Genomic DNA, 12,652 nt, shown 5'->3' on the forward strand with positions numbered 1-12,652 from the left:
AGTAGGTGCTAATATTGACAGCGAAAAAGGGCTATAGTATAATCCTGCACAAAAGGAGGGATGAAAAAGTGGAAATAAGAATTTCCCCCAAGGCGGAGGAATACATCAAAGGGAAAACAAATGCTATAACTATTCGCTTGGAAATGTGTGGTAGTTGAGCTGGGCTTACTGTTAGACCTGCCGTGTTAGCAGGACCTCCCCGTGATCCCAGCGGTTACCTAGTACATCAGGTAGATGGATTACAGGTTTATATTCAAAAAGGGATAAAAGCTACCAATCGAGGGCTCGATATAGATCTTATAGGATTTGGCCCCTTTAAACAACTAGTAGTGGATGGGATTTCCCTGCACTAGTGAATTTTAGACTTAGGAGGTGACATCATGGCTGGGCAGGTTATTAATGTAGATCAAGGGGATTTTGAAGCGGAGGTTCTTACAGCTCCTATACCTGTAGTAGTGGATTTCTGGGCCGCTTGGTGTGGTCCATGCCGGATGATGGCTCCTGTCTTAGAGCAGGTGGCTGCTGAATACGGTGGACGTATCAAGTTTGTAAAATTAAATGTAGATGAAAACCAGGAACTCGCGGCCCAGTATGGGATTATGAGTATCCCTACCCTAGTTATCTTTAAGGATGGCGAGGAAATAGGTCGTTTGATAGGGTACATGCCTAAGGAGAAGTTAAAACAGAGCCTGGATTCCCTCCTTTAATGGGAGAGAGTACCGAGAGGATTGCGGAGGAAGAGAAGATGCAAAGACGGCAAGCATATATAGATGCTTCCCGGTGTGATGGTGCCTCAGATTGTCCTCCACGGGACAATTGTCCTGCGGGGGCCATTTTCCGGGAAGGGGATGAGGGACCTTATTTTGTAGGTCCTGAATGCCGTGGCTGTGGCCGATGCATCTCTTTCTGTAATCTAAAGGCTATTACTTTGCTTTAGGTCTAGAACAGTAGTAGGCAATTAGTGGGAGACCAGCTAGCTCCTCGTGGTTACGGGTGAAGGGAGAGCGGAGCTACCGGGAATTCCGGTGGCTCTGCTTTTTTGGTTAAAGCTGTTTTCCCGAGTGATAAATTTTACTTAATTGGAGAAGGCATCTTTTAGATTGTGTCGAAATGTTGTAATAAAAGGGAGGGGTGACTTTGAAAAAGATTAAGGTAGAGGATAGTATAGGGTATGTTTTAGCCCATGATCTAACTAAAATAGTGCCTGGTGAGTTTAAAGGGTGCCGCTTTAAAAAAGGGCATATTATTCAGGAAGAAGATATTCCAGAACTATTGAATATGGGTAAAGAGCATATCTACGTACTGGAACTTAGCCCCCAAGACGTGCACGAAGATGAAGCAGCCTTAAGATTAGCTAGGGCAGCTGTGGGGTGGGAGAATACAGGGCTTAAGATAGGGGAACCTTCTGAAGGCCGGGTCAATGTAGTTGCTGAGTATCCTGGGCTTCTTAAGGTCAATCTCTCAGCCCTTAAGGCGATTAACCAGATTCCCGATGTCATTTTAGCTACCTTGCATAACAATTATCCTGTTCAAGGAGGACAAGTGGTAGCAGGTACCCGGGTTATCCCTTTGGTCACGAAGGAGGAATATGTGGCCAGGGCTGAAGATATTTGTCGGGCAGCAGGGGGGATTTTAAAGATAGCTCCTTATCGACGCCTCCGGGTAGGTGTGGTTACTACGGGAAACGAAGTATATAAGGGCCGGATAAAGGATGCCTTTGGGCCAGTAGTCAAGGCTAAAATTGTCCAATACGGGTGCCAAGTAGAAGAGGAGAAAATAGTACCGGATGATGCTGTAATTATAAGCCAAGCTATTAGAGAGATGGTGGACCGGGGACTTGAACTCATACTCATTACTGGTGGGATGTCAGTAGACCCTGATGATGTAACCCCGCTAGGTATACGTTTAACAGGGGCTGAAGTAATTGCCTATGGTGCACCTGTATTGCCTGGGGCTATGTTTATGCTGGCCTACCTTGAAAGTGTCCCTTTAATGGGTTTGCCTGCCTGTGTCATGTATTACCGGGCTACTATTTTTGATTTAGTCTTGCCCCGTATTTTAGCTGGAGAACGGCTCACTCAAGCAGACATAGCGGATCTCGCTGCGGGTGGGCTTTGTCTTGGCTGCCAGGAATGCCGCTATCCGGTTTGTCCCTTCGGGAAGGGTGGGTTATCTTAATAAAAATATAAAAAAATCCGCTCCCCAGCGAGGAGCGGTAGTTTTCGCCGCCGACGGGCACCGGCGGCGTGGGAGAGGAGAAACCGGAGGAAGAGCTCATGGGGGAGGGTTGTTAGGTAACCCTAAGCTCTTCTGGCTATATTATGGGAAATGGAAGCCTGTTCTATACATGGGAAGGAGAAATTTTTTTGTGATATAATAGCCCGGGGGTATCCTAATGTTACGCATTATAGGCGGGATAGCCCGGGGAAGGCAACTTAAAGTACCTCGTGGCTCTAATATCAGGCCTACTTCTGCACGCGTACGAGAAGCCCTTTTTAACATTGTACAAGTAGAGGGAAAAAGCTTTTTGGATGTTTTTGCAGGTGCAGGCGGGGTGGGTCTTGAAGCTTTAAGCCGCGGGGCAAGGGGAGCTACTTTTATTGAAAACCATCCCTTGGCTTTAAAAGCCCTCCGGGAAAATCTAATACTCACAGGTTTTACTGACCGGGCAGAGGTTATTGGTCAAGATGCTTTACGAGCTGGACAGAGGCTGTTGGAACAGGGTTATAGGTTCGATATTATTTTCCTGGATCCACCCTACGAGAAGGGGTTAGCGGAGAAGGTGGTACCTATTTTGGGGGAGCTACTTTCTCCAGATGGGTGGCTAATCTTAGAAAGTAGGAGCCGGGAAGTCCCACCAGAGATCCCAGGCGCGGCTTTAGTAGACGAGCGCCGCTATGGGGATTCTGCATTGCGTTTTTACCGGAAGGTAGTAGAGGAAAGGGGAGAAGGGTGAAGAATAGACAAAGGAGACTAAATGTTATGGTAGGTTATGGTAGGCTAGCGCAAGAAGGGCGAATGGGGGTAACTTTAGGGTGAAGATTATAGAGCTTATAGATGAACTAGAAAAGATAGTGGAGAAGTCGCCCAGGATCCCGTTTACTGAGCGGATTTTAGTTGAGGGGAGTTTGCTGCTCGATTACTTAGACCGGTTACGGACCCTGCTTCCAGATGAGCTGAGACAGGCCCAATGGATACAGCAAGAAAGGGAGCGCCTGCTTGCCGAAGCCCAGCAGCAAGCCAAGGAGCTTCTGGCTGAAGCGGAGCAAAAAGCTCAATCGCTAGTCCAAGAGACGGAGTTGGTAAAACAAGCCAGGGTAGAAGCCGGGGAGATAACAAGCAGGGCACGCCGGTTGGCCGCAGAGATTAAGACCAGGGCTGTAGCTTATGCTGACGAAGTCTTACGGGAGCTAGAAAACTATCTTTCGGAAATTCTATCCAATATAAAGCAGGGACGACAGGAACTAGAGGCTTATCGTCCCAGCTCTTCTCCATCAGCGTCTCCGGATGATCAAGGACCAGACCCCAAGGCTTAAGAAAGCCAGGAAAGTAAAGATAAAGAAATTCCATAACCCGAAGCTAATATAGTAAACCCATAGAGTTGGCCAGGAGGATGGAGGTGGTGAGAAAGGCCGTTCCAGGAGCTTAATTACGGGTTCTGCTGGGCCATAGAAAAATAGGACTAGCTGGGAAGCTAAAACGGCGTGGAAAAAGCGGGCCAATATAAAGGGCCAGAGGCGCAAGTTCGTAGAACTTATCATGGAGGCTACCTGGGCATGGATAGAAAGGCCAGCCCATCCCAAGATAAAGCTAATGGTGGCTAGGCGTGTAGTAAGCGGTAAAGGTAATTCACTGGCTAGTTTGGTTCCTATGGTCATCTCTAAACAACCAGCCACCAGGGCCGGGGCTACCTGGGGATCTAGGTTTAAAAGGCGGAGCAGGGGTTTTAGGATAAGGCTTAAGTTATTTGTCCACCCCCAAAGCTGGATCATGCGGATAAATACAGAGAAGACTATAATAAAGCCGCCTATGGTGAGGAGGGCTTGAAAGGAATGCCTGATGGCTTCCCCAAGGAGGTGTCCTAAAGGCGGGGACTTTTGTTGCTGCCCGCGCAAGAAGACTTCCCAGGCCCGGCGGAGCCAAAAACGCCAGGCCAGGGTTTCTTTAGAAGAGGCGGCATCAGAGCGTCGATAAAACCGGAATATAAGACCTAAGAATAAGTTAGCTCCATAATGAGCTGCGGCAATAATGGGTCCTATCTCGGGTTTTTGCAACATTCCTACGGCTACAGCCCCAAGCATGAAAAGTGGGCTAGCGTTATTTGTGAAACAGATTAACCGTTCTCCCTCTGCTGCTGTAAGGACTCCTTGGTTTTTAAGCTGAGCTGTCAAAGAGGCGCTCAAGGGGGCCCCTGAAGCGTAACCCATGATCACTACTAAACCTGCTGCACCAGGGATATTAAAAAGGGGCCTCATGATCGGCTCTAAAAGCACTCCCAAAAAATGTATTATACCTAATCCCAATAAAAGCTGAGAAAGTACAAAAAAGGGCAGCAGAGCAGGCACCACGATCTGCCACCAGGCTTGTAGACCGGTGAGGGCGGCCTCAAAGGCCTGGCGCGGGTGAAGGATGACGCTACCGGTAAGTATTACTATAAGTACAGTAGTGACAAGGTTTAGTATAAGAGAAGAAGGGGTTTTAGCCAATGCCAATTATCCTACCCCCTCATTTTCAAATATACTAACGTTAAGATGGGATTAGACCTTAAGGAGGGTGAAAGGGTAAAAGTGAAAATACTAGTACTCAATTGTGGAAGTTCCTCAGTAAAATATCAACTCTTTGATATGGCTGAGGAAAAATCCCTGGCCAAAGGATTGGTAGAACGCATAGGTCTTCCTGGTTCACGTTTAACTCATCGCCCGGTGGGCAAGGAAAAGATAGTAAAGGAGGTTCCCGTACCCGATCACGGGGCAGCCATTAAGCTTTCCTTGGAAGCTTTAACTCATCCCCAGCATGGTGTAATAAAAGAATATAGCGAGATCCGCGGAATCGGTCACAGGGTGGTTCACGGTGGCTCCTTTTCTGCCTCAGTATTAATCGATTCCCAAACTAAGGATTTAATTGCGGAGCTAGAAGCCCTGGCTCCCCTACATAACGGCCCGGCTTTGCGAGGGATTACGGCTTGCGAGGTTATATTGCCCCACACGCCTCAGGTAGCTTGCTTTGATACAGCTTTTCATCAGACCATGCCAGATTACGTCTATACTTACGCTTTACCCTATGAGCTTACTCAAAAATACCAGATCCGGCGTTATGGTTTCCATGGCACCTCCCATAAGTATGTAGCTCAACGGGCTGCTGAGCTGGTTGGCCGACCGTGGGGGGATCTTAAAATAATTACTTGCCACCTGGGTAACGGATCTAGTATCACAGCCATAAAAAACGGAAAATCTTATGACACCAGTATGGGATTTACACCTTTACCTGGCTTAGTCATGGGAACACGTTGTGGGGATATCGATCCAGCCATCGTAACATTTCTTATGGAGAAGGAAGGATGGACTACTAAAGAGGTGGAGGAGGTTTTAAACCGACGTTCAGGAGTCCTGGGGGTTTCTGGCTTAAGCAGCGATTTTCGCGATATTGAGGAAGCTATGGAGGTCCAAAATGAGCGAGCCCGGTTAGCATGGGATATGTTTGTTTATAGTGTTCGCAAGTATATTGGAGCCTATATAGTAGCCCTGGGGGGGTTAGATGTTCTGGTCTTCACGGCTGGGCTAGGGGAAAACTCACCACGGGTTCGCCTGGACATTTGCCAGGGGTTGGACTTTTTAGGTATCCAAATTGACCAAGACAAGAATAATGTACGTGGTGAGGAGAGGGAAATTACAGCGCCGGGGGCACAGGTGCGGACCTTTGTTATCCCGACTAATGAGGAATTGATGATCGCTAAGGATACTCAGGCTGTTTTACAGGAGAAGGGGTTAATGTAAACTTGCCTGTGAGGACAAGAGGGATGATCTACAGGTTTGTGGCCTACTGTTGACAGTATAGAAGGGTGTCCGTTATAATGAGCGAGGTGAACCGCAGTGAAAATTGGGATAAATGAGCTTAAGATGAAACCGGGAAACCAATTAAGGTTTAGTTTTGAGGAAACGTGGAGGGAGCTTCAAGGAGGTAAAGAGAGCATTCCTGTGGTGGCACCGGTAAAGGTAGAAGGGGAACTTACAAACACAGGCAAGTTTATTTATTTAAAGGGCGAGGCTTCAACCAGTTTAAAGTTGCGCTGTGCCCGATGTTTAGAGACCTTTATTTATCCCCTTGAGGTACCCTTAGAAGAGGAATACTGTAGCGAGGCTGTATTCCAGTCTCTTCCAGAGGAAGATGCCTTGCGGGATGAAGTCCGCGTTTATCAAGGGGATATTTTGGACTTAAAGCCTGCAGTGGAAGAGGCTTTTATCCTGGCTCTACCTATGAAATGGGTTTGTCAGGAGGAGTGCCGGGGGTTATGCCCCCGGTGCGGGAAGAACCTAAATATAGAACAATGCGATTGCCGGGAAGAAGAGGTTGATCCGCGCCTGGCCAAATTAGCCAAATTGTTATCTGAAGATAGGAAAGGAGGTTCGTAAAGGTTGGGAGTACCGAAAAGGAGGGTTTCTAAGGCCCGTAAGAATAAGCGGCGTTCTGCATGGGCTAAAATGTCTCCTCCCACCTTGGTACCTTGCCCGCAATGCCACGAGCTGAAACTTGTCCACCGGGTTTGCCCTCATTGTGGATACTATAAAGGGCGAGAGGTGCTTAAAGTAGCTGAGGAGTAGATTTTAAACCGGCAATGGAGCCGGTTTTATTTTTAGGAAGCTTTGTTAGGCCTTGCATAAAAGTGCCAACCCGTCTATACTTATTATAGCCTGGTAATATTACATGGTCCCAAAGAAGGTCGGAGATAATCCGTGCCACGGCTACGCAGCAGGCGGGAAGAGCGCCAAAAGGCCCTCCTCCGGTACTTAGAAGAGCATCCCTTCGCCACCGATGAAGAACTGGCGGCGCGGTTTAAGGTGAGTATTCCGACCATCCGCTTGGACCGCTTGGCTTTAGGGATCCCAGAAGTGCGGGAGCGGGTGATGACTTTAGCCCAGGAAGCACGAACCCGGATGCGGGGGATTACGGAGGAGGAATTGATAGGGGAGCTGATAGAACTCCAGCCCGGACGGTTAGGTATCTCCTTGCTAGAAGTACGTCCTGAGATGCTAATTAAGCCTGGGGGAGCGTGCCGTGGCTATTATCTTTTTGCCCAGGCTAATTCCCTAGCTCTGGCCACGGTAGGCAAGGAAATGGTTTTAACCAGCAGCGCCCGGGTACGGTATCGGCGTCCGGTGTATGAAGGGGAGAAAGTAATAGCTAGGGCTACAGTCAAGGTGCAGCGAGGAAGTACATTCCTGGTTTCTGTCCATTCACGCGTCAACACAGAAATAGTTTTTAAAGGCCAATTTGTGATCATGGCTCCCGAAGTGGAGAGTAACCAAGGAGGAGTAACCAGTTGAAAATAGCTGTGGATGCCATGGGTGGCGATCATGCGCCGGCGGCCGTTGTGCGGGGTGCGGTAAGGGCGGCCGAAGAGGGTTTAGCTGAGATTATCCTGGTAGGAGATGCTAGCGCTATAGAAAGAGAGCTTAAAGCTCTTCCAGCTACTAAAAAATTAGAGGTTGTACATACTGAACAGGTCATTACTAATGAGGAACCCCCAGCGCTAGCCCTACGACGCAAAAGGGAAGCTTCCATCGCCCTTGCTACGCGATTAGTAAAGGAGGGCCGTGCCCAGGCGGTAGTTTCCGCCGGAAGTACAGGTGCCCAGATGGCGGCTGCCCTTCTTATCCTCGGCCGTAGCGGGAACATCCAACGGCCAGCTATTGCTACCCTTTTGCCCACCCTTCAAGGTCCCAAGCTACTCTTAGATGCGGGGGCTAATGTAGATTGCCGCCCCGAGCATCTCTATGAGTTTGCCCACATGGGAAGCCTCTATGCTAGCAAAATTTTGGGTGTTTCTGAACCCCGCGTGGGTCTCGTAAATATTGGGACAGAAGCTGCTAAGGGGAATGAAGTAACTTTAGCAGCTTATCAATTGCTAAAAGAAGCGGAAATTAATTTTGTAGGCAATGTAGAAGCCCGGGATCTCCCGCGTGGGGTGGCCGATGTCTACGTATGTGACGGCTTTACGGGCAATGCCTTGCTTAAATTTGGAGAAGGCCTGGCCGAGGCTTTCTTTATTAAAATTCAGAGCGAAGTAAACAAGAGCTTTACTGCCCGTTTAGGGGCAGCTCTCCTTTTGCCTACTTTACGGCGTCTTAAGCGGGAGGTGGATTATGCCGAGTACGGTGGGGCTCCCCTTTTAGGGGTTCAAGGCATCAGCATAATATGTCATGGCAGCTCCGACGAACGGGCTATTTACAACGCTATCCGAGTAGCAGTGCGTTGTGTGCAGGAAAGGCTCGTAGAGAGCCTGGGGCTACTCCCAAGAATTAATAGCGAGAGAAAGAAGGTGGAGGATTGGCAGGGTTAAAAAGGGCTGGTATTATTGGTACAGGTTCCTACTTACCAGAAAGAGTTTTGACTAATGAAGATCTGGAAAAGATAGTGGATACTAGTGACGAGTGGATACGTACCAGAACTGGTATCCGGGAGCGCCGTGTGGCTAGGGAGCAGGAGGCCGCCTCTGACTTAAGCCTAAAAGCTTCTGAGCGGGCTTTAGAGAGTGCCGGGGTAAGAGCAGAGGAGATCGAGTTAATTATTGTAGCTACGGTTACACCGGATACCCTTTTCCCAGCTACAGCCTGTCTAGTACAGGATAGGCTGGGGGCTAAAAAGGCCGCTTGTTTTGATCTTTCTGCCGGTTGTACTGGCTTTTTATACGCCTTAGGGGTAGCCCAGCAATTCGTGGCCTGTGGAACCTATCAGAAGGTTCTTGTCATTGGAGTGGATGTATTAACCAAGATTATTAACTGGGATGATAGGAGCACTTGTGTTTTGTTTGGTGATGGGGCGGGTGCAGTAGTGCTAGGGCCTGTTCCCGAAGAGGAGGGGATACTTTCCCTTTACCTAGGAGCTGACGGGAGCGGCGGTCCATTACTGGTAATGCCGGCGGGAGGTTCGAGGTTACCGGCTTCACTAGATACAGTAACGCGCAAATTGCATACTATTCACATGCAAGGCTCAGAGGTTTTTAAATTCGCGGTACGGATCATGGGAGAAGCTTCCCTGAAAGCCCTTGAGCAAGCTAGTCTGACCAAGGAAGATATAGATCTTTTGATCCCCCACCAAGCTAATATGCGCATTATAGAGGCGGGGATGAAAAGGTTGGGTTTACCGCCAGAAAAGGTTTATGTTAACCTCGATCGGTACGGCAACATGTCTAGCGCCTCTATACCTGTGGCCCTCGATGAGGCGCAAAAGCAAGGGAAGCTTGCCCGGGGTGATAACGTACTCCTCGTTTCCTTTGGTGCTGGTCTTACTTGGGGAGCGGCAGTGGTAAGATGGAGCATGGATTAAAAAGATTTGGGGAGCCAGAATGGGAAGGGGAGGCTATTTATCGTGTGGCGTACGCCCTTATGCGATCTTTTGGGCATTACCTATCCTATCCTCCAGGGTGGTATGGCCTGGGTGGCCACAGGGGAGCTGGCAGCAGCGGTCTCCTCTGCTGGAGGGTTAGGGATAATTGGGGCAGGTAACGCCCCACCGGAGATGGTTAGGCAAGAGATCCGTAAGGTCCGGGAGCGTACAGATCGTCCCTTCGGGGTAAACCTCTATTATATGTCTCCTTACATAGAAGAGCTGGTGGACCTGGTAGTGGAAGAGCGGGTGCCGGTGGTTACTACGGGAGCAGGGAATCCTGGTAAGCATCTTCCGCGGTTCCGGGAAGCCGGGATCAAGGTTATCCCTGTAGTAGCCTCTGTGGCCCTGGCTAAGCGGTTGGAACGCTTGGGTGTTGATGCTCTTATAGCCGAAGGGATGGAATGTGGGGGACATATTGGAGAGATAACCACCATGGCGCTAGTACCCCAAATTGTAGACGCTGTTAAAATACCGGTGATCGCAGCAGGAGGTATCGCTGATGGTCGCGGCTTGGCTGCAGCTTTAGCTTTAGGAGCTCAAGGGGTGCAAATGGGGACCCGTTTTATCTGCGCTAGCGAATGTACAGTACATCCCAATTACAAGGAGGCTATCTTGCGGGCTGGAGATCGGGATACGGTAGTAACCGGTGGTCATGGGCATTATGTTCGCGTCCTGCGCAATAAATTATCTCGCCAGTTTGAAGAGCTAGCTGCTCGGGGCGCTAGTTGGGAAGAAATGGATAAACTAGGTGCGGGGAAACTACGGGCAGCAGCCGTAGAGGGAGATATAGAGTATGGCTCTGTCATGGCTGGTCAAATAGCTGCTTTGGTCAAAGAGATTAAACCCGCAGCCGAAATTATTAAGGAAGTAATGGAAGAGGCTACAGCTATACTTTTCCGGCTGGGCGACATGGTAAAAGGTGGAAATTAAAGGGAGTAAAAGAAAAAATTTAAGGGAGAAAAGATTTTAAGAGATTTTAAAGGGAAAAGACAAAGAAGAGGAAAAAGATAAAGAGGAAGAAATAAAAAGGAGGAGAAACTTTGCAGGCTGGTATTGTCTTTGTATTTCCAGGCCAAGGCTCCCAGTATGTAGGTATGGGAAAGGAACTAGCCCAGGCCTTCCCTATAGCTGCCCAGACCTTTAAGGAAGCGGAGGAAACTCTAGGTTGGCCCTTAACTAAGCTTTGTTTTGAGGGCCCACCGGAGGAACTGGCCCAAACCCAGATCACCCAGCCGGCTGTTTTGGCGGTAGAGGTAGCGTGTTTGCGCGTTCTTACAGAACATGGTGTAGAGCCTCAGGCGGCGGCTGGCCATAGCTTAGGAGAATATGCAGCGCTGGTGGCAGCAGGAAGTCTAAGTTTTCCTCAGGCGTTAAAGCTCGTTGCTCGGCGGGGGGAGCTCATGGCCCAGGCTTGTGCACCAGGCAAAGGAGGCATGGTAGCTGTTTTGGGGGTTTCCGCGGCCCAGGTGGAAGAGATATGTCGACGGGTAAAGAGGGGGGTAGCAGAACCGGCTAATTATAACGCACCTGGGCAGGTAGTGGTGGCTGGGGACCAGGAGGGCTTAGAAGAACTTATGGAGTTAGCTCGAAAGGAAGGAGCCAAAAGGGTGGTACAGCTTAATGTCAGTGGTCCCTTCCATTCTAGCCTGATGAAGCCGGCTGCCGAGGGGTTGAAGGTGGAATTAGAAAGGGTCACTTTCTCCCGCCCCAGGATTCCGGTAGTCTCCAACGTTACTGCTGACTATGTCCAGGAGGTCGAAGAGATTAGGCAAAATCTAATAACCCAAGTAGCTAGCCCAGTCCGTTGGGAGGAGAGTATTAAAAGATTGATTAGCGATGGCTTCGAGATCTTTATAGAGGTAGGTCCAGGGAACGTACTGAGCGGCCTGGTACGGCGTATAGCACCTGAGGTGAAACTTGCCCGCGTGGAAGATCCGGAAACTTTGGTTAACACATTAAAGATGCTGGGGAAGGAGGGCTAGCGTGATCCTGGCCGGACAGGTAGCGGTGGTTACTGGAGCTTCACGGGGAATAGGGAGGGCTACTGCCTTAGCTTTAGCCCGCGCGGGAGCCAAGGTGGTGGTAAATTACCTAACCCAAGAAGAGGCGGCCCTGGAAGTGGTAAACCTTATTCATCAGGGAGGAGGCCAGGCCCTGGCCCTAAAGGGGGATGTGTCCCAAAAGGAGGAGGCCCAGGCCCTTATTGAAGGCGCTTTATCCGCTTTTGGAAGGGTGGACATCTTGGTAAACAATGCGGGCATTACCCGGGATAATCTCCTCCTACGGATGCGCCATGAGGACTGGGAAGCTGTTTTACGGACCAATCTCACAGGGGTTTTTTTCTGCTGCCAGGCAGCTCTAAAGCCCATGTTCCGCCAGCGTACAGGGCGGATTATAAATATCACCTCAGTGGTGGGCTTGACTGGAAATACGGGGCAGGCCAATTATGCGGCAGCCAAGGCAGGGGTCATCGGCTTTACCAAATCGTTGGCTAAAGAAGTGGCTTCCCGGGGTATACTGGTCAATGCTGTAGCCCCTGGCTTTATAACCACCGATATGACAGAAAACTTAGGAGAGGAGGTGCGCAAGTCTTTCCTAGAACGTATTCCTTTGGGCCGGCCGGGACAGCCAGAAGAAGTGGCGGATGTAGTGGTGTTTTTGGCTTCTCCGGCCTCCCGTTACATCACAGGACAGGTTATTGTCGTAGATGGGGGCCTTAGTATGTAACGGGATATTGTTTTATTCTTGGAAGGAGGTGAACTAGGGTGGATAGTATCTTTAATAAGGTTAGGAGCATAGTGGCGGAACAATTGGGGGTCGATGAAGAAGAAATAACCCCGAATACTTCCTTCGAGGATCTCAATGCGGATTCCTTGGATATTGTAGAACTTATAATGGCTTTAGAAGAGGAATTTGACATTGAGATCCCTGACGAGGATGCAGAAAAACTTACTACAGTAGGTGCGGCAGTGGAGTACATCCGGGAACATATCAAGTAGGAGAAGCTTTTAGAAAGTGGCCTGCTTTGGGAGTAAACCAAAGCAGG

General features: G+C 49.4%; 17 protein-coding genes. 16 read left to right on the forward strand and 1 reads right to left on the reverse strand.

Features of this window, described 5'->3' with window-relative positions:
• Positions 1-68 precede the first annotated feature (68 nt).
• The 6 genes from B9A14_RS17930 (at position 69) to B9A14_RS05625 (ending at position 3,536) form a co-directional block, all read left to right on the forward strand.
• Positions 69-353, forward strand: a complete 285-nt coding sequence (locus tag B9A14_RS17930) for a CC/Se motif family (seleno)protein (RefSeq protein ID WP_269456760.1) — start codon at positions 69-71, stop codon at positions 351-353.
• 27 nt (positions 354-380) lie between these two features.
• Positions 381-707 (forward strand): thioredoxin, encoded by a 327-nt coding sequence (gene trxA / locus B9A14_RS05600; protein WP_084664606.1) that lies wholly within the window; start codon positions 381-383, stop codon positions 705-707.
• A complete protein-coding gene (locus tag B9A14_RS05605) occupies positions 707-937 on the forward strand; it encodes an ATP-binding protein (protein ID WP_084664608.1) in 231 nt (76 codons plus the stop codon). Before trxA ends, B9A14_RS05605 begins: the two co-directional genes overlap by 1 nt.
• A 200-nt stretch (positions 938-1,137) precedes the next feature.
• Positions 1,138-2,178 (forward strand): molybdopterin-binding protein, encoded by a 1,041-nt coding sequence (locus B9A14_RS05610; RefSeq protein WP_084664610.1) that lies wholly within the window; start codon positions 1,138-1,140, stop codon positions 2,176-2,178.
• Positions 2,179-2,395: 217 nt separating this feature from the next.
• A complete protein-coding gene (gene rsmD, locus B9A14_RS05620) occupies positions 2,396-2,956 on the forward strand; it encodes a 16S rRNA (guanine(966)-N(2))-methyltransferase RsmD (protein WP_084664614.1) in 561 nt (186 codons plus the stop codon).
• Between the two features lie 79 nt (positions 2,957-3,035).
• Entirely contained in the window at positions 3,036-3,536 is a 501-nt protein-coding gene (locus B9A14_RS05625; RefSeq protein WP_084664616.1) for an SPFH domain-containing protein, read from the forward strand.
• Here B9A14_RS05625 and ylbJ read toward each other — a convergent pair.
• Positions 3,495-4,712: a sporulation integral membrane protein YlbJ gene (gene ylbJ, locus B9A14_RS05630; protein WP_084664618.1), complete on the reverse strand. Its 1,218-nt coding sequence runs from the start codon at positions 4,710-4,712 to the stop codon at positions 3,495-3,497. The genes B9A14_RS05625 and ylbJ overlap by 42 nt on opposite strands.
• Before the next feature lie 75 nt (positions 4,713-4,787).
• Between ylbJ and B9A14_RS05635 the strand changes: the two genes are divergently transcribed.
• The 10 genes from B9A14_RS05635 (at position 4,788) to acpP (ending at position 12,605) form a co-directional block, all read left to right on the forward strand.
• The gene (locus B9A14_RS05635) at positions 4,788-5,993 is read left to right on the forward strand and encodes an acetate/propionate family kinase (RefSeq protein ID WP_084664619.1); all 1,206 of its coding nucleotides are present in this window, start codon (positions 4,788-4,790) and stop codon (positions 5,991-5,993) included.
• Positions 5,994-6,089: 96 nt separating this feature from the next.
• Positions 6,090-6,629, forward strand: a complete 540-nt coding sequence (locus B9A14_RS05640) for a YceD family protein (RefSeq protein WP_084664621.1) — start codon at positions 6,090-6,092, stop codon at positions 6,627-6,629.
• Between the two features lie 3 nt (positions 6,630-6,632).
• On the forward strand, positions 6,633-6,818 hold the full coding sequence (gene rpmF, locus B9A14_RS05645; RefSeq protein ID WP_084664623.1) for a 50S ribosomal protein L32: 186 nt from the start codon (positions 6,633-6,635) through the stop codon (positions 6,816-6,818).
• 132 nt (positions 6,819-6,950) lie between these two features.
• On the forward strand, positions 6,951-7,541 hold the full coding sequence (gene fapR / locus B9A14_RS05650) for a transcription factor FapR (protein WP_084664625.1): 591 nt from the start codon (positions 6,951-6,953) through the stop codon (positions 7,539-7,541).
• Positions 7,538-8,557: a phosphate acyltransferase PlsX gene (plsX, locus tag B9A14_RS05655; RefSeq protein WP_084664627.1), complete on the forward strand. Its 1,020-nt coding sequence runs from the start codon at positions 7,538-7,540 to the stop codon at positions 8,555-8,557. Before fapR ends, plsX begins: the two co-directional genes overlap by 4 nt.
• On the forward strand, positions 8,545-9,543 hold the full coding sequence (locus tag B9A14_RS05660; RefSeq protein ID WP_084664629.1) for a beta-ketoacyl-ACP synthase III: 999 nt from the start codon (positions 8,545-8,547) through the stop codon (positions 9,541-9,543). Before plsX ends, B9A14_RS05660 begins: the two co-directional genes overlap by 13 nt.
• A 42-nt stretch (positions 9,544-9,585) precedes the next feature.
• Positions 9,586-10,536 (forward strand): enoyl-[acyl-carrier-protein] reductase FabK, encoded by a 951-nt coding sequence (fabK, locus tag B9A14_RS05665; RefSeq protein ID WP_084664631.1) that lies wholly within the window; start codon positions 9,586-9,588, stop codon positions 10,534-10,536.
• 110 nt (positions 10,537-10,646) lie between these two features.
• Complete coding sequence (gene fabD / locus B9A14_RS05670; protein ID WP_231967947.1) at positions 10,647-11,588, forward strand: ACP S-malonyltransferase; 942 nt, start codon at positions 10,647-10,649, stop codon at positions 11,586-11,588.
• 1 nt (position 11,589) lies between these two features.
• The gene (gene fabG / locus B9A14_RS05675; RefSeq protein WP_084664633.1) at positions 11,590-12,333 is read left to right on the forward strand and encodes a 3-oxoacyl-[acyl-carrier-protein] reductase; all 744 of its coding nucleotides are present in this window, start codon (positions 11,590-11,592) and stop codon (positions 12,331-12,333) included.
• A gap of 38 nt (positions 12,334-12,371) precedes the next feature.
• The gene (gene acpP / locus B9A14_RS05680; protein ID WP_084664635.1) at positions 12,372-12,605 is read left to right on the forward strand and encodes an acyl carrier protein; all 234 of its coding nucleotides are present in this window, start codon (positions 12,372-12,374) and stop codon (positions 12,603-12,605) included.
• Positions 12,606-12,652: the final 47 nt, after the last annotated feature.

Source organism: Thermanaeromonas toyohensis ToBE, assembly GCF_900176005.1.
Taxonomy (GTDB): Bacteria; Bacillota; DSM-521; order Neomoorellales; family Neomoorellaceae; genus Thermanaeromonas; species Thermanaeromonas toyohensis.

Bases quoted from the DNA above. Each gene is read 5' to 3' on its own strand.
- rsmD (WP_084664614.1), top strand. From the start codon at position 2,396: ATGTTACGCATTATAGGCGGGATAGCCCGGGGAAGGCAACTTAAAGTA.
- trxA (WP_084664606.1), top strand. From the start codon at position 381: ATGGCTGGGCAGGTTATTAATGTAGATCAAGGGGATTTTGAAGCGGAG.
- B9A14_RS05605 (WP_084664608.1), top strand. From the start codon at position 707: ATGGGAGAGAGTACCGAGAGGATTGCGGAGGAAGAGAAGATGCAAAGA.